The following is a 15,334-nucleotide window of genomic DNA, read 5'->3' as shown; positions in this document are numbered from 1 at the left end:
CGGGTCAGTGGGCCTTGCTGTACTTCTTGAAGCATATTCTTTGGTGCCGGGAGCCGGAATCGAACCGGCACGCTGTTTCCAGCGCGGGATTTTGAGTCCCGTGCGTCTACCTATTCCGCCATCCCGGCAACGCGACCCGCATTATGGCCGATTTGCCCGGTTCAGGCAACTATTTCGCGTTGCGGTGCCACGCTGTCATGACACCGGCCTGGAGAACCCTTGGCCAGGCGGTGCGCAGAGATCAAGCGCGACAATCCGAATGCGATTTTCTTCAGCGGCAAAAAGATCTTCCCGACTGACGATTGGTTCACGCGCCGCCTGCACAAGCCGCTGTCGATGGTTCCATCACTTCGGACGGGGCGCTGGATCAACGTCAACTGCCCCGATGTCCGGTTGAACGGCCAGTATCTGCTTGGCCCGCCTGGCCGGAGCGCCTGAAACATACGACGATCCATAAGCATTGCTGATCGAAGCGCGCTTCTCAACAGGCGCCAAGCCCCATGCTACATTGTAGTTTTTTCAATGTGGCCATCCATGAAACAACGTATCGTCGGCTTCGACCTGGCCCGTGCCCTTGCCGTGATCGGCATGGTGATCGTTAATTTCAAAGTCGTGATGCACGCCAGCGCGCCGGACGCGCCGTGGTGGCTGGCGATCTTCGACGCGCTCGACGGACGCGCCTCCGCCCTGTTCGTGATCCTGGCCGGCGTCGGGCTGTCGCTGCTGTCGAAGCGGGCACGCGAAGCGGGCGACCCGGCCGCACTGCGCGCCGACCGCACCGGCATCCTGAAACGCGCCGCCTTCCTGTTCGTCGCCGGCCTGCTGTACGTGCAGGTCTGGCCGGCCGACATCCTCCATTACTATGGCGCCTACATGGTCATCGGCGCGCTCGCGCTGTCGTGGCGCACGGGCGCCCTGGTCGGCGCCGCGCTGGCGATGATGGCCGGCTTCGTCGTGCTGGCCGCGACTCTCGATTACGGCGCCGGCTGGAATTGGGAGACGCTCGCCTACGCCGGCTTCTGGACGCCCGCCGGCTTTCTGCGCAACCTGTTCTTCAACGGTTTTCACCCGGTGTTCCCGTGGGCCGGTTTCCTGTTGCTGGGAATGGCGCTCGGCCGCGCCGACATGCAGTCGCGCACCGTGCTGTACCGGGTCTTCATCGGCGGCCTTGTGATGGGCATCGCGGCCGAACTGACGATGGCGATCGGCGCCCTGCTTGGCGCGCCGGGCAGCGGCGTCTGGATGCACCTGTGGTCGTCCGGCCCGCTGCCGCCGCTGCCGCTGTACTGGATCGCCGCCGCCGGCGACGCCATGGCGGTGATGGCGGCCTGCGTCTGGATCGGCCAGCGCTGGCATGACGCGCGCTGGCTGGCGCCGCTGGTGCATACCGGCCAGCTCGCGCTCACCCTGTACATCGCCCACGTCGTCATCGGCATGGGCGTGCTCGAAGCGCTTGGCCTGCTGGGCGGCCGCACGCTCGCTTTCGCGGTCGGCAGTGCGCTGGTCTTCTCGGCCGGCGCGCTGCTGTGCGCGCACCTGTGGCGCCGCCGTTTCGCACTCGGCCCGGTCGAGTGGCTGATGCGGCGCTGTACCGCGTAAGCGCGCGCTTACTTCTACGCCACGCCGCCGTTGGCGCGCAAGACCTGGCCGTTGACCCAGCCGCCATCGGGTCCGGCCAGGAAACTGACCACCTTCGCGATATCGTCCGGTTGGCCGAGGCGTCCGAGCGGCGCCATGCCGGCCAGCTGCGCGATCAGCGCATCGCTTTTCCCATTCAAAAACAGCCCGGTCTCCACCGGGCCGGGTGCGATCGCGTTGACGGTAATATCGCGTCCGCGCAGCTCTTTGGCAAACACCCGGGTGAACGCTTCCACCGCCGCCTTGCTGCCGTTGTAGATCGCATACCCCGGCATATTGAGCGCCAGCGCCGTGGTCGACAGATTGACGATGCGGCCGCCCTGGCGCAGGCGCCGGCCCGCTTCGCGCAGCATGTTGAAGGTGCCTTTGGCATTGACCGCGAAGTGGCGTTCGAACTGCTCGTCGGTCGCGTCGATGAGCGGCACCATCGCCATGATGCCGGCGTTGTTGACCACCACATCGACCTTGCCGAAAGCCTGCTCCGCCTCCTCGAAAATCCGGCGCGCGTCGTGCGCTTTCGATACATCGCCCCGCACCGCGATCGCACGCGCGCCCTTTTCCCGCAAAGCCCCTGCCAGCGCGTCCGCCTCGCCCGCATTGCTGGCGTAGTTGATGGCGACTGCCAAGCCGTCGCTGGCCAGGCGCCGTGCGATATCGGCGCCGATGCCGCGCGAGGCGCCGGTGACGATGGCGACTCTGGTGTGATCCGTCTGGTTCATGCTGTTCTCCGTGGTGGTCAAGTACTTGCATGATGACGTATCTCGACTCCGGGATAATCAGGCTAAACTTGCCATCACTATTCGATCAGCGACAACAAAGAGGTGGAAATGGACCGTTTCGACGACATGCGCATTTTCGTGCGCATCCTGGAGCGGCGCAGTTTTACGGCGGCCGCCGACGACCTGCAGCTCCCGCGCGCCACCGTGACCAATGCGCTCCAGCGGCTCGAAGCGCGTCTCGGCACGCGCCTGCTGGAACGCACCACGCGCCAGGTCGCGCCCACGCTCGACGGCGAAGCGCACTACCAGCGCTGCGTGCGGCTGCTGGCCGACATGGAAGAAGCCGAAGGCGCCTTTCGCAGCGCCGCGCCCAGGGGCCTGCTGCGCGTGAACCTGCAAGCGACCCTGGCGCGCCACTTCGTGCTGCCAGGGCTGCCGGATTTTTTGCAGCGCTATCCCGACATCGAACTGCAGATCGGCGAAGGCGATCGCCTGGTCGACCTGGTGCGCGAAGGAGTGGACTGCGTGCTGCGCGCGGGCGAACTGCAGGATTCGACGATGGTCGCGCACCGCGTGGCGCTGCTGGCGCAGGTGACGGTGGCCAGTCCGGCCTACCTGGCGCGCCACGGCGAGCCGCGCACCCTGGCCGACCTGGCCACGCACAAGGCGGTCGATTACCTTTCGAGCGTGACCGGCAAACCGTACCCGCTCGACTTCACCGTGGACGGGCAGTCGCGGGTGGTCAACCTGGCGGCGCAGGTCTCGGTGACCGGGGCGGAGATGTACAAGGGCGCTTGCCTGGCAGGCCTGGGGCTGGTGCAGGTGCCGCGCTACGGCGTGGCGCAGTACCTGGCCGATGGCGCGCTCAAGGAGGTCCTGCCCGGCATGGCGCCGCGGCCGATGCCGGTCAGCGTGCTCTATCCGCACAAGCGGCAGCTGTCGGCGCGCGTGCGCACCTTTGCCGGCTGGCTGAAAGAGGTGTTCGCCGCTGCCGCCTGACCCGGGTTGACCCTGACGGGCCGGCGGCGCCAGGCGCCGTGCAACTCAGGGCGCGCGCTGGTACAGGCGGAAGCGCTCGTCGCGGTCGGCGGCGCGCCGGCCTTCCCACAGCAGGCGCCACTCGGCGCCCGGCGGCGGCTTGGACAGCTCGCGCTCGTCGTGCACTTTCACGCTGTCCTGCAGCAGGATCAGGTCGCACTTGCCGGCGCCGATTTTATCGAACGGCAGCTTGCCGTAAAACGCCAGCGACGCGCGCTGCGGCGCACCCACGTTCGAATTGATGCAGCCCGCATCCGTCGGCAGCGAGGCGGCGATCTGGCGCGCCACCACCGCGTAGCTCTTGCTGTAATTGAAGTCGGACAGAAACAGCGTCATGAGCAGCACCCACAGCAAAATCAGGCCCCCCGACGACAGCACCACGGCGCGCCACAGCACCGCCGGCTGGCGCGAGATGCGCCAGTGGACCAGCGCGATCCAGCCGATGGTCGCGCCCAGCGCCACCACGAACGCCAGCACCTCGACTTCCGGCCGGAAGCCCGGCAGCAGCTTGAGAACGTTCTTGGCCAGCTGCGCGGGCCAGCCGGTCAGCTTGGCGATCCAGAACAGCCACACGATCGCGCCCAGCATGGTCAGCACCATCACCGAGAACCAGTCGATGGCATTGATGGCGCCGCGCTTCATGGTCGGCAGCCCGAACGCGGCCATGATGGCCAGCGGCGGCAGCAGCTTGAGCAGGTCGCCGTTTTCCGGCAGCGGATCGCACAGGATCAGCAAGGTGAGCGCGCCGACGAAAAACAGCGGCAGCACGATGTGCAGCAGATGGTCCTGGCGGCGCCACGCGTAAATGGCCCAGCCGGCGAACGGCCAGGCCGGCCAGAAGAACCAGATCCCGACCCGGAAGAAGGTCTTGATCGAGATCCAGCTCGGCAGGCCGATCTGGTTCGCGGTCCAGGCCAGCCAGCCGCTGACGGGATTCAGACCGTAGGGCTGCATCGACACGGCCGGCAGCACCCACAGCATGGAGATCGCCAGCGCCGTCAGCACGGCCAGGCCGAGGTGGCGCAGGGTCGGCGCCAGCGGCACCGACAGAAAGCGCGTGCATGCAAACAGGGCCAGCAGCAGGGTGATCGGGGTCAGCAGGCCGCGCGTGAGCACCAGCGCGCCCAGCGACAGTCCGATCAGGACCGCATTGCGCACCGTCTGCGCTTCCACGTAGCGCACCGCGCGGTACAGGAAATAGGCGACCAGGCCGCCTTGCAGGGTGACGGCCAGGGTTTCGTGGCTGAACATCAGCAGGCCCAGGCAGCCCAGATAGATCAGGGCGGCGGTGTCGGCCAGGGTGCGGCCGTAATCGTCCGGTTCGGGCTGGCCGCCGAAGGCCAGGCGCAGCGGCTGCGCATCCTGGCGCCGCCCCAGGTGGAAGGCGGTCCACCAGACCGAGGCCGTGGCGGCCACGAAAATGGCGATGGTCGACATGCGCGCCGCCATCATGTCGCCCATCAGCCACCCGAACAGCTTGATGCACAGCGCACCGAACCAGAAGGCCAGCGGGCCGTCGTCCGGCACGCGCATGCCGGCGATATTCGGCAGCAGCCAGTCGACCAGGCCGCCGTGGGCCATGGTCCACATGATGCCGAAACTGCCGGCATCATCTTTCCAGTCAGCGCGCCCGATCAGGCCGGGCAAGATGTACAGCAGGCCCAGCGCGAACAAGGCCCAGCGCGGCAGGGCCAGGGTGGCGGCGGCGGAAAGACGGACGGGTTTCATCGATAACGGGGGCATCGGCAATGGGGAAAGGTCGTAGTATCAACGAAAAAAAAGCAGCCGTGGCTGCTTTTTCAGGTGTGCAAGGCAAAAACTTAGCCGTTTGCAACTGCGGTTTTGGAGCCGACGGCACCAAATTTCTGACGGAACTTCTCGACGCGGCCAGCGGTGTCGACGATTTTGTGCTTGCCGGTGTAGAACGGGTGCGATTCAGCCGATACCTCGATCTTCACCAGTGGGTATTCTGCGCCCTCGTGGGTGATTTTTTCGCGGGTCTGGATGGTCGAACGGGTAACGAATTTGAAATCGCACGACAGGTCGTGGAATACAACGTCGCGGTATTCTGGATGGATATCTTTACGCATGGTCTTGCCTCGGTTAGTTTGGTAGCCAAACTGCACTTCGTCGGTCGTCTTGCCTCGTGACCCGATTGCCGCTCACTTGCCAGGGGTTAAATACTGCAACCGGCGATTATACAGCGCTTTTGTGCATAGGGAGGGGTCAGACCCCGGTTTTTCTGTTAGGGGGTCTGGCCCCGGTGTCTCCGAAGCCGCCATTGGGGTATGAATATCCTCAGCGCAACACCGGGGTCAGACCCCCAAGGGAACAACCGGGGTCTGACCCCGGTGTTGCGCTGAGGATACTCTTGGGGGCGCCGCAGGCCCAGCCAACAACGAAAAAGGACAGCCGCAGCTGCCCTTTTGTTGATGCTACGCGCAGAAATTACCCACCGCGCCTCATCATGTCGAAGAACTCATTATTGTTCTTCGTGGCCTTCATCTTGTCGAGAATGAACTCCATCGCTTCGATCTCGTCCATCGAGTACAGCAACTTGCGCAGGATCCAGATCTTCTGCAGCTGGTCGGCCTTGATCAGCAATTCTTCGCGGCGGGTACCCGATTTGTTCAGGTTAATCGCCGGATAAACGCGCTTCTCGGCCAGGCGGCGCTCGAGGTGGACTTCCATGTTGCCGGTGCCCTTGAATTCCTCGTAGATCACGTCATCCATGCGCGAACCGGTTTCGATCAGGGCGGTGGCGATGATGGTCAGCGAGCCGCCTTCTTCGATATTCCGGGCCGCACCGAAGAAACGCTTCGGACGCTGCAGCGCGTTGGCGTCGACACCACCGGTCAATACCTTGCCCGAGGCGGGAATGACGGTGTTGTAGGCGCGCGCCAGGCGGGTGATCGAGTCGAGCAGGATGATCACGTCTTTTTTCATTTCGACCAGGCGCTTGGCCTTTTCGAGCACCATCTCGGCCACTTGCACGTGGCGCGTGGCCGGCTCGTCGAAGGTCGAGGCAACCACTTCGCCGCGCACCGAACGCTGCATCTCGGTCACTTCTTCAGGACGTTCGTCGATCAGCAGCACGATCAGGGTGCAGTCCGGGTGGTTGGCGGTGATCGCATGCGCGATGTGCTGCAGGATCACCGATTTGCCCGACTTGGGCGAGGCCACCAGCAAACCGCGCTGGCCCTTGCCGATCGGGGCGATCAGGTCGATGATGCGGCCGGTGATGTTTTCCTGGCCATTCATTTCGCGCTCGAGGCGCAGCGGCTCGTTCGGGTGCAGCGGGGTCAGGTTCTCGAACAGAATGCGGTGCTTGCTCGCTTCCGGAGATTCGCCATTGACCTTGTCGACCTTGACCAGCGCGAAATAGCGCTCGCCGTCTTTCGGGGTACGCACTTCGCCCTCGATCGAATCGCCCGTGTGCAGGTTGAAACGGCGGATTTGCGACGGCGAGATATAGATATCGTCGGTCGACGCCATGTAGCTGGCGTCCGGCGAGCGCAGGAAGCCGAAGCCGTCCGGCAGCACTTCGAGAGCGCCGTCGCCAAAAATCTGTTCGCCTGATTTCGCGCGCTTCTTGAGAATGGCGAACATCAGTTCTTGTTTGCGCAGGCGGGCTGCGTTGTCGATATCGAGGCCAATCGCCATCTCCAGTAGTGCGGAGACGTGCATGGCCTTCAGTTCAGATAAGTGCATGAGTTGAGTCCCGTGACGGGAAGTAAAGGTAGGGGAGGGAACTGCGTGGGTTAATCATCTGGGAAGAAGTCAGTCGAGGCCAACTCGCTTCCCGGCCGGACAAGACGGCAGCGCGGGCGCGCCGACGTCACGTTGTACTTAATCAGATATTGCTGTCGAGGAAAGCGGTCAGCTTGCCCTTGCCATTGTTGCCGACCATGCGGGCCGCTTCAACACCGTTCTTGAACAGAACCAGGGTTGGAATGCCGCGAATGGCGAATTTGGCTGGAACCTGCTGGTTGGCATCGACGTCCATCTTGGCGATGACGACCTTGCCGTCGTATTCCTGGCTGATTTCTTCGAGGATCGGAGCGATTTGCTTGCATGGACCGCACCATTCAGCCCAGAAGTCGACCAGCACGGGACGGTCCGACTTGAGGACGTCCGCTTCGAAAGATGCATCGCTAATGTATTTAATATTTTCGCTCATGTTTTCCTCTAAATGAGGTAGGGGGTCAATAACGCCTGGAGGATAAGCCGACCCTGCTTCGGGGACCATCGCTATCACCAGCCAGTTCCTTTTTATCTTGCAACACTATGGTGGTGACGGTGTGCACAAATTCAATATAGGGAAGGGCGGCAGAGGGTATCAGGCGGGGATTTAGCCGAAATAATAACCTATTTTCCCGAAAGGGGAGAGAGATTGTACAAATTCTCGTGCCCGGGCGCTTCCGGGTCCTGCGCCGGCCCCCTCAGCGGCGCCAGCGCGGCCTGCAGTTCGGCCGCGCTGATCGGCTTCTTGAAGGCGCCCAGCACGTTCAGTCCGTGCGCCTTGGCCAGCCGTTCGGCCGCCTTGCGCACGCCGCTGTCCATGCCCGAAAGCAGCATCACGCCACCGCCGAACCCGGCCGCGGCGGCCGCCTGCATGAATTCGATGCCATCCATGTCCGGCATCGACAGGTCGCAGATCAAGAGGCCCGGCGGGTCAAGCGCCAGACTGGCCAGGGCGCGGCGCGCATCCGATTCGGTACGGACCTCGAAGGCGCAAGCGCCGCCGTCGCCGCTGTTGCCCAGATCGGCCAGCATGTCGGTCAGCAGTTCCAGCATGAAATGATCATCGTCCAGCAGCAGCACGCGGATGCGCGGCGGCGGGGCCTGTGTTACGGGCTCGTCCATGGTTGTCTTTAGCAGCTATTATTGTCGTTATCGGCAGCGCGCCAGGTTCAAGGTCGTCGCGTGTGCGCCACTATTATCATGGAGAACGCCTGCCAGCGGCAGCCGTGCGCAGGTTTTTTTAGGCGTCGCTGGCAAACGTGGTGTTTTGCATAATTTGCTCGGTGATGCGCGCAAGCAGCGGCCACAGCTGGGCGACCAGGGCGGTCGCCTCGGCCCGTTCGCTGGCCGGGCTGCCGTAAGGCAGGTTTTCCAGCCGCAGGCACAGCTCGCCCATGCCCATCGCCCCCACCGTGCGCGCCGAGGACTTGATGCGGTGGCCCAGCTCGCGCACGCGCGCGATGTCGCCGGCCGCCAGCGCCGTTTCCATCTCCTCGAAGCCATCCTGGGTGGTCTGCAGGAACTTGAAGGCGAACTTGCGCACCTTGTCCTGGTTGTAGCTGAGCAGCTTGGCCAGCACCGTCAGGTCGATCACCTCCGGGTCGCCGGCCACCGTGCGAAAGCCCGGCTGGGCCGGCAGCGCCGGCGCGGCGGCGGCGGGCACGCGCGCCGGCAGCCAGCGCAGCACGGCGTCGCACAGCAGCGCCGGCTGGATCGGTTTGCTGATGAAATCGTCCATGCCCGCCTCCATGCAGCGCGCCCGGTCCTCGCTGGTGGCGGTGGCCGTCATGGCCAGCACGCGCAGGCCGGCCAGGCGCGGATCGAGCCGGATCAGGCGCGTGGCCTGCAAACCATCCATGACCGGCATCTGCACATCCATCAGCACCACGTCGAAACCGGTCTTGGCCAGCAGGTCGAGCGCTTCCAGGCCGTTCTGCGCCAGGCACACCACGCAGCCGGCTTCCTCCAGCATTTCGAGGGCGATCTGCTGGTTGAAGGTATTGTCCTCGACCAGCAGGATGCGCGCGCCGCGCAGCAGCGCATCCTGGCCGGGCGGGCGCGCGCCGGCCACCGCGTCCGGCCCCTGGCCCCGGCCCGCATGCACGGCGCCCGTATGCACGGCGCCCGTATGCACGGCGCCCGCATGCACGGCGGCCGCATGCACGGCGGCCGGATCGAGCTTGCCCACGCGCGCGGTGAACCAGAAGCAGCTGCCGCTGCCCGGATGGCTCTCGACGCCGACCTCGCCCCCCATCAGCTGCGCCAGCTGCTTGCAGATCGCCAGGCCCAGGCCGGTGCCGCCGTACTCGCGCGTGGTCGAGGTGTCGGCCTGCTGGAACGACTGGAACAGCTTGGCCGTCTGCTCGGGGGTCAGGCCGATGCCGTTGTCGCACACCTGGAAGCGCAGCAGGCAGTCGTCCGGGCGGTCGTCGATATTGTCGATGCGGATCGTGATGCTGCCGCTGTCGGAAAACTTGATCGCATTGTGGGTATAGTTGATCAGCACCTGGCCCAGGCGCAGCGGATCGCCCTGCAGCGCGCGCGGCAGCGCCGGATCGAGCTCGAACACCAGCGCCAGGTCCTTGGTGGCCGCCTTGGGCGCGACCACGGTCGACAGGGTCTGGATCACATGGTCGAGCGTGAAGGCGACCATCTCCACTTCCAGCTTGCCGGCCTCGATCTTGGAAAAATCGAGAATGTCGTCGATGATGCCCAGCAGGTGCTCGCCGGCGAAGCGGATCTTTTCGATGTAGTCGCGCTGGCGCGGATTGAGGTCGGTCTTGAGCGCCAGGTAGGCCATGCCGATCACCCCATTCATCGGGGTGCGGATCTCGTGGCTCATATTGGCCAGGAACTGGCCCTTGGCCATGCTCGCTTCCTCGGCCACTTTCTTGGCCTGGTCCAGCTGCGCGGTGCGCTGCTGGACGCGCTCTTCCAGGTGCTCGTTCAATTCGCGCAGCTGCTGCTCGGTGCCGATGCTGGCGCTGATATCGATCATCATCGCGATCAGGTACTCGCACTGCCCCTGCTCGTTGCACACGGTTTTGCGGATGGTGCGCACATGCAGCTCGCGCTCCAGGCGCGCGTTGTACACTGTTTCCACATCGTCGAGCAGTACGCCGCCGGCAAAGGCTTCGCGCTCGCGCGCGTTCAAGGTGCCCGTCGCGCCCTGCTGGTCGCCGCTCAACTGCGCCAGCGTCAGGCCGAACTGGCTCTCGCAGGCGCTGTTCATGAGTGTCACGCGGCCTTCGGTATCCTTGAGGTACAGGCCGATCGGCATCATCTGCAAAATCTCGTGCAGGCGCGCCGCCAGCGCCTTGAGGGCCTGCTCGGCGCGCTGGCGCTCGCTGATGTCGCGCAGCGACACGATCGTGAGCGTATGGCCCTGCGACAGCATCGGCGTGCGGTTCACTTCAGCCGGGAACTGGCTGGCGTCGCGCCGCTGCGCCGTGATCACCCGGTTCGGCGCGCCCGGCTCGCGCACGCCGGGCGCCAGCCGCTCGGCCGGCATGCCGACCAGCGCTTCGAGCGCATAGCCAAAACTGCTCGCGCACAAATGGTTGGCGTAGCGGATGCGGCCATGGGCGTCGAGGATCAGCATGGCCTCGGGCGAGGCTTCCAGCACGGCGCGCACGCGCGCTTCCTCGGCTTCCTTGCGGTCGCCAATATCGGCCATGGTGCCGGAGACGCGCAGCGCGCGCGCCCTGGCATCGCGCCCGATCACGATGCCGCGTCCCAGCATCCACTTCCAGCGCCCATCCTTGCAGCGCATGCGGAACTCGCACGCCAGCACATTGTTGCCGGCCGCCGGCGACTTGAGGCAAGCCGACAGGTCGCCCTTCAGGCGCGCCACGTCTTCCGGGTGCACATGCAGCAGCCAGGCGTCGAAATCGACCGCGAATTCATCGGCCGCATAGCCCAGCAGCTCCTTGAAGCGCGCCGACAAGGCCAGTTCGCCGCTTTGCTGGGTCCACTCCCAGGTGCCGTGGCCGGAGCCATCGAGCGCAAAGCGCAGCAGGTTCTCGCTGCTGGCCAGGCGCGCACGCGTGTCGGCCAGCAGGGCGCGTTCGGCGCGCAGCGAAGCGGCCAGCCGGTGCGCGCGCCACCAGGACGCCGCTGCCGCCAGCAACAGTGCCAGCAGCGCCAGCGCCGCCAGCGTTCCGGGTAAGGCGAAGCGCGCCTCGGGCCGCGCCTCCTGGTACAGGAAGCCATCGAGCGAAAAATCGGCCGGCAGCAGGCCAAGGCTGGCGTAGGCGCTGGCGATGGCGCGCCAGCGTGCCGGATTGCTGTAGCCCGGTTCGAGCATGTCGGCCTCGATCAGCGGCACGATCCCGTGCGCCTCGTACAGCAAATGCTCGCGGCTGAGGCGATGCGGATAGCGCGCGCGGATCAGGTCCACCGTCTCGGCCTGGTGCGCCAGGGCGTGCCGCCAGCCGCGCAGGGTGGCCGCGCGCATGGCGGCTGCGCGCGCCGGATGCTCGCGCAGTTCGGTCTCGCTGGTAAACAGCAGGTCGCCGTAAAAATCGAGGCCCGCCGCGCGCGGCGTGAGCGTGGCAAAGCGCGCCTGTTCGCGTTCCAGCAGGTAGGGCTGGTCGGTACTGAACGCCGACATGGCTGCCACCCGGCCATTGGCCAGGTCGCCCACGTTGTAACTGTGGCGCACCTGGGCATAGTTGGCCAGCGGCGCGCCGAACTTCTTCATGAACACCAGCAGTTCCACGCTGTTCGCCGAAATCATCACCGTGCCGGTGGCGGGCAGCTGCGGCTGGCCGTTGGCGTCGGCGCGCACCAGCAGCACCGCCGGCGAATGCTGGAACACCGACGCCAGCACCACCACCGGCTTGCCGCGCCCGCGCGCCACCAGCAAATTGGTATTGGCCACCCCGTATTCGGCCGCGCCCGAGGTCACCGCCGACACCGCGTCGTCGCCGCGCTCGGCCTCGCGCAAGGTCACGTCCAGCCCCGCCTCGCGGTAAAAGCCCTGTTCCTGGGCCGCGTAATAGCCGGCGAACTGGAACTGGTGCTGCCATTTCAGCTGCACCACCACCTTTTCGAGCGCCAGCGCATCGCCCCCGGCCAGCGCCGCCGCCAGCAGCGCGCACGCACGCCAGCGGCGCAGCGCGGCGCGGTGGCGGGTGAACGAGATCGGAACGGGCATGGCGGGGCCATCGACGAGGTTTAGGCTAAGCTCCATAGTAGCCATTTTTCGGCGCAGGGAATTTACCAACAGGAATCTTCGCCTATCGTGCGGGTAAAAGTGTCGTATTTCTGCTGCGCGGGGGCGATTGTGCCGCTCAGCCGACCTTGCCGGTGAACTGATATAACTGGCCGGGATGCCACATTGTCACCACCGACGCGACCTGGCCGAGGGCGCGGGTCTGGCGTTTGAGCACCAGGCAGCACTGGCGCGGCCCCACCGCCAGCATGTTCGCGATCTCGCGCGGGGCGGGCAGGGCCTCGATGCTGTAGCTGGCGCTTTGCAGGGGCGCGGCCTGCGTCAGGTGCTCGTTGGGCGTGATGGCCGAAAAATCCTGGGCCAGGTAATCGGGTGCGCAGGCCGGATTGACCCAGCGGTCCTCGACCTGGATCGGCACCTCGTTCTCGAAGTGCACGATCACCGAATGGAACAGCGGCTGGCCGGGCGCCAGCTCGAACTGCAGGGCCAGCAGCTCGCTGGCGCGCCCCTTGTCGAGCAGATGCAGGCTGCTGCGGTGCGCGTGGCCGCGCGCGCGGATCTCGTCGGCGATGCTCTTGATTTCGACCAGCGTGGCCTGGTATTTTTGCGGCGCCACATAGGTGCCCGATCCCTGGCGGCGTGTGAGGACCTGTTCCGCGGTCAGCTCGCGCACGGCGCGGTTGACGGTCATGCGCGAGACCCCGAACTGGCGCACCAGGGCCTGCTCGGACGGCACCACATCGCCCTCCTTCCAGCGGCCGGCGGCGATCTCGCCGAGCAGATAATCCTTGATGCGCTGGAAAATCGGCGTCGTGTCTTGCGCAATCTGCTGTTCCAAACTACTCTCCGAAAGCCGGCTCAAAAACCGATTTTAGCACCGTGGCCGCGCGCCCGGATTCAAAAGCAAGCGCCGGGATGACCGCCCGGGCCGCGCCGCCTACGATGGATGCCTGCCAACCCGATCGCGAACGACAGCAGGAGCACAGCCATGAAAACAGCAATCAACCCCATCGGCGCCGGCGCTACGCCCGCCGCCAGCTTCGACACCGACGACGCGCGCTGGGCCGCCGTGCAGCGGCGCGACGGCGGCGCCGACGGCCGCTTTTACTACTCGGTGCGCACCACCGGCGTGTACTGCCGGCCCTCGTGCGGCGCGCGCGCCGCCCTGCGCGCCAACGTCGCCTTCCACGCCAGCGGCGCCGACGCCGAGCGGGCCGGCTTTCGTCCCTGCCTGCGCTGCAAACCCGACCAGCCACCGCTGGCCGAGCGCCACGCCCGGATGGTGGCGCAAGCCTGCCGCCTGATCGACGCCAGCGACGCCGAGCCGGACCTCGACAGCCTGGCGGGCGCCTGCGGCATGAGCCGCTTTCACTTTCACCGCATCTTCAAGCAGCACGCCGGCATCACCCCCAAGGCGTATGCGGCGGCGCGCCGCGCCGGCAGGGTCGACCTTGGGCTGGCCGGCGCCGCCAGCGTCACCGAAGCCATTTACGCGGCCGGCTACAACTCCAGCGCGCGTTTCTACGCCAGCGCCCCCGCGCGCCTGGGCATGACCCCGACCGCCTGGCGCGCCGGCGGCAGCGGCGCCGTGATCCGCTTCGCCATCGGCGCCTGCTCGCTCGGCGCGATCCTGGTCGCCGCCACCGACAAAGGCATCTGCGCCATCCTGATCGGCGACGACCCCGACCTGCTGGCGCGCGACCTGCAGGACCGCTTTCCCGCCGCCGACCTGCGCGGCGCCGACGCCGGTTTCGAGGCGACGGTCGCGCGCGTGGTCGGTCTGGTCGAAGCGCCCGGCGTCGGGCTCGACCTGCCGCTCGACGTGCGCGGCACCGCCTTCCAGCAGCGCGTATGGCAAGCCTTGCGCGAGATCCCGGCCGGGCAGACCGTCAGCTACGCCGAACTGGCCGCCCGCATCGGCATGCCGACTGGCGCGCGCGCCATTGCCGGTGCCTGCGCCGCCAATCCGGTGGCGGTCGCCATTCCCTGCCACCGGGTGGTGCGCACCGACGGCGCGCTGTCCGGCTACCGCTGGGGCGTCGAGCGCAAGCGCATCCTGCTCGATCGCGAAAGCGAAAGCGAAGGCGGGGGCGGGGCATGAGCGTCGCTGCGATTGACTGGGAGCAGGCCGGCGCCGACCTCGATGCGCACGGCTGCACGGTGGTGAAGGGCCTGATCGACGCCGCGACCTGCCGCGCCCATGCCGGCGCGTATGACGACGACGCGCGCTACCGCAGCCGGGTGGTGATGGAGCGGCACGGCTTCGGGCGCGGCGAATACCGCTACTTTGCCTACCCGCTGCCGCCGGGGATCGGCGCGCTGCGCGCAGCGCTGTATGGACCGCTGGCGCGCATCGCCAACCGCTGGCACGAAGCGATGGGGCTCGGCGCCCGCTTTCCGGCGCAGCATGCCGAGTTCCTGGCGCGCTGCCACGCGGCCGGCCAGCGGCGGCCCACGCCCTTGATCCTGCGCTATGGCGCGGGTGACTACAACTGCCTGCACCAGGACCTGTACGGCGAGCACGTGTTTCCCTTGCAGGTGGCGCTGCTGCTGTCGCGGCCGGGGGAAGACTTCACCGGAGGCGATTTCGTGCTGACCGAACAGCGCCCGCGCATGCAATCGCGGGTCGAGGTGGTGGGGCTGGGGCAGGGCGACGCGGTGATTTTTCCGGTGAACCAGCGGCCGGTCAATGGCACGCGCGGCGTCTACCGCGTCGCCATGCGCCACGGCGTCAGCCGCCTGCGCTCCGGGCAACGCCACACCCTCGGCATCATCTTCCACGACGCCGAATAGACCTACAACCGGGGTCAGAGCTCTAAACTGAAATTATTGTCGATGGGCTATGCTGGTCCTATACCAAAGGTCAGAGTTCCTACAACCGGGGTCAGAGCTTAATGCCGTTAAGTTAAGCTCTTGACTGTCGCTTCTTGTAAACAAATCCCAGAAGTGTTAACTTCTGGAACTATGTTCTCAGATGCCCTTTCTCTTGCCATTGACCTCCCACGATCCCCTCCAGACT

Annotated in this window: 13 protein-coding genes and 1 tRNA gene; 5 read left to right on the top strand and 9 right to left on the bottom strand. The window is 66.0% G+C overall.

The annotated features are described in order from the left end of the window. Nucleotides 1-41: 41 nt before the first annotated feature. Nucleotides 42-128, bottom strand: a tRNA-Leu gene (locus tag F2P45_RS17555). A gap of 91 nt (nt 129-219) precedes the next feature. Here F2P45_RS17555 and F2P45_RS17550 point away from each other — a divergent pair. Continuing rightward, a complete protein-coding gene (locus F2P45_RS17550) occupies nt 220-438 on the top strand; it encodes a hypothetical protein (RefSeq protein ID WP_166877770.1) in 219 nt (72 codons plus the stop codon). Nucleotides 439-534: 96 nt separating this feature from the next. Then, nucleotides 535-1,599, top strand: a complete 1,065-nt coding sequence (locus F2P45_RS17545; protein WP_166877768.1) for a DUF418 domain-containing protein — start codon at nt 535-537, stop codon at nt 1,597-1,599. Between the two features lie 14 nt (nt 1,600-1,613). Here F2P45_RS17545 and F2P45_RS17540 read toward each other — a convergent pair whose 3' ends face one another. Beyond that, nucleotides 1,614-2,357, bottom strand: coding sequence for an SDR family oxidoreductase (locus F2P45_RS17540; RefSeq protein ID WP_166877766.1), 744 nt, complete (start codon nt 2,355-2,357; stop codon nt 1,614-1,616). A gap of 108 nt (nt 2,358-2,465) precedes the next feature. Here F2P45_RS17540 and F2P45_RS17535 point away from each other — a divergent pair, with 108 nt between their 5' ends. Next, the gene (locus tag F2P45_RS17535; RefSeq protein WP_166877764.1) at nt 2,466-3,356 is read left to right on the top strand and encodes a LysR family transcriptional regulator; all 891 of its coding nucleotides are present in this window, start codon (nt 2,466-2,468) and stop codon (nt 3,354-3,356) included. Between the two features lie 45 nt (nt 3,357-3,401). On the opposite strand, the gene F2P45_RS17530 is transcribed toward F2P45_RS17535, so the two are convergent. The 7 genes from F2P45_RS17530 to hutC form a co-directional block, all read right to left on the bottom strand. After that, complete coding sequence (locus F2P45_RS17530; protein ID WP_166877762.1) at nt 3,402-5,123, bottom strand: ArnT family glycosyltransferase; 1,722 nt, start codon at nt 5,121-5,123, stop codon at nt 3,402-3,404. A 92-nt stretch (nt 5,124-5,215) separates the two neighbouring features. Continuing rightward, the gene (locus F2P45_RS17525) at nt 5,216-5,485 is read right to left on the bottom strand and encodes a type B 50S ribosomal protein L31 (RefSeq protein WP_054268338.1); all 270 of its coding nucleotides are present in this window, start codon (nt 5,483-5,485) and stop codon (nt 5,216-5,218) included. A 358-nt stretch (nt 5,486-5,843) separates the two neighbouring features. Then, nucleotides 5,844-7,106 (bottom strand): transcription termination factor Rho, encoded by a 1,263-nt coding sequence (gene rho / locus F2P45_RS17520; RefSeq protein ID WP_054268339.1) that lies wholly within the window; start codon nt 7,104-7,106, stop codon nt 5,844-5,846. Between the two features lie 142 nt (nt 7,107-7,248). Next, on the bottom strand, nt 7,249-7,575 hold the full coding sequence (trxA, locus tag F2P45_RS17515) for a thioredoxin TrxA (RefSeq protein ID WP_126076315.1): 327 nt from the start codon (nt 7,573-7,575) through the stop codon (nt 7,249-7,251). Between the two features lie 188 nt (nt 7,576-7,763). After that, the gene (locus F2P45_RS17510) at nt 7,764-8,261 is read right to left on the bottom strand and encodes a response regulator (RefSeq protein ID WP_166877760.1); all 498 of its coding nucleotides are present in this window, start codon (nt 8,259-8,261) and stop codon (nt 7,764-7,766) included. A 118-nt stretch (nt 8,262-8,379) separates the two neighbouring features. Further along, nucleotides 8,380-12,297, bottom strand: coding sequence for an ABC transporter substrate-binding protein (locus F2P45_RS17505; protein WP_166877758.1), 3,918 nt, complete (start codon nt 12,295-12,297; stop codon nt 8,380-8,382). A 136-nt stretch (nt 12,298-12,433) separates the two neighbouring features. Then, the gene (gene hutC, locus F2P45_RS17500; protein WP_166877756.1) at nt 12,434-13,153 is read right to left on the bottom strand and encodes a histidine utilization transcriptional repressor HutC; all 720 of its coding nucleotides are present in this window, start codon (nt 13,151-13,153) and stop codon (nt 12,434-12,436) included. Nucleotides 13,154-13,303: 150 nt separating this feature from the next. Between hutC and ada the strand changes: the two genes are divergently transcribed. Together ada and F2P45_RS17490 are read left to right on the top strand one after the other, a co-directional pair. Next, nucleotides 13,304-14,416 carry a bifunctional DNA-binding transcriptional regulator/O6-methylguanine-DNA methyltransferase Ada gene (gene ada, locus F2P45_RS17495; protein ID WP_166877754.1) on the top strand — a complete coding sequence of 371 codons (1,113 nt, stop codon included), beginning with the start codon at nt 13,304-13,306 and terminating at the stop codon, nt 14,414-14,416. After that, a complete protein-coding gene (locus F2P45_RS17490; protein WP_166877751.1) occupies nt 14,413-15,108 on the top strand; it encodes a 2OG-Fe(II) oxygenase in 696 nt (231 codons plus the stop codon). Before ada ends, F2P45_RS17490 begins: the two co-directional genes overlap by 4 nt. Nucleotides 15,109-15,334 lie beyond the last annotated feature (226 nt).

Source organism: Massilia mucilaginosa (assembly GCF_011682145.1).
GTDB classification, from domain to species: domain Bacteria; phylum Pseudomonadota; class Gammaproteobacteria; order Burkholderiales; family Burkholderiaceae_D; genus Telluria_A; species Telluria_A mucilaginosa.
Note: the sequence above shows the minus strand (reverse complement) of the source record. Positions and strands in the feature narration are given on the sequence as shown.

Bases quoted from the DNA above. Each gene is read 5' to 3' on its own strand.
- F2P45_RS17545 (WP_166877768.1), top strand. From the start codon at position 535: ATGAAACAACGTATCGTCGGCTTCGACCTGGCCCGTGCCCTTGCCGTG.
- F2P45_RS17530 (WP_166877762.1), bottom strand. From the start codon at position 5,123: ATGAAACCCGTCCGTCTTTCCGCCGCCGCCACCCTGGCCCTGCCGCGC.
- ada (WP_166877754.1), top strand. From the start codon at position 13,304: ATGAAAACAGCAATCAACCCCATCGGCGCCGGCGCTACGCCCGCCGCC.
- trxA (WP_126076315.1), bottom strand. From the start codon at position 7,575: ATGAGCGAAAATATTAAATACATTAGCGATGCATCTTTCGAAGCGGAC.
- F2P45_RS17490 (WP_166877751.1), top strand. From the start codon at position 14,413: ATGAGCGTCGCTGCGATTGACTGGGAGCAGGCCGGCGCCGACCTCGAT.
- F2P45_RS17535 (WP_166877764.1), top strand. From the start codon at position 2,466: ATGGACCGTTTCGACGACATGCGCATTTTCGTGCGCATCCTGGAGCGG.
- rho (WP_054268339.1), bottom strand. From the start codon at position 7,106: ATGCACTTATCTGAACTGAAGGCCATGCACGTCTCCGCACTACTGGAG.
- F2P45_RS17510 (WP_166877760.1), bottom strand. From the start codon at position 8,261: ATGGACGAGCCCGTAACACAGGCCCCGCCGCCGCGCATCCGCGTGCTG.
- F2P45_RS17525 (WP_054268338.1), bottom strand. From the start codon at position 5,485: ATGCGTAAAGATATCCATCCAGAATACCGCGACGTTGTATTCCACGAC.
- F2P45_RS17540 (WP_166877766.1), bottom strand. From the start codon at position 2,357: ATGAACCAGACGGATCACACCAGAGTCGCCATCGTCACCGGCGCCTCG.
- F2P45_RS17505 (WP_166877758.1), bottom strand. From the start codon at position 12,297: ATGCCCGTTCCGATCTCGTTCACCCGCCACCGCGCCGCGCTGCGCCGC.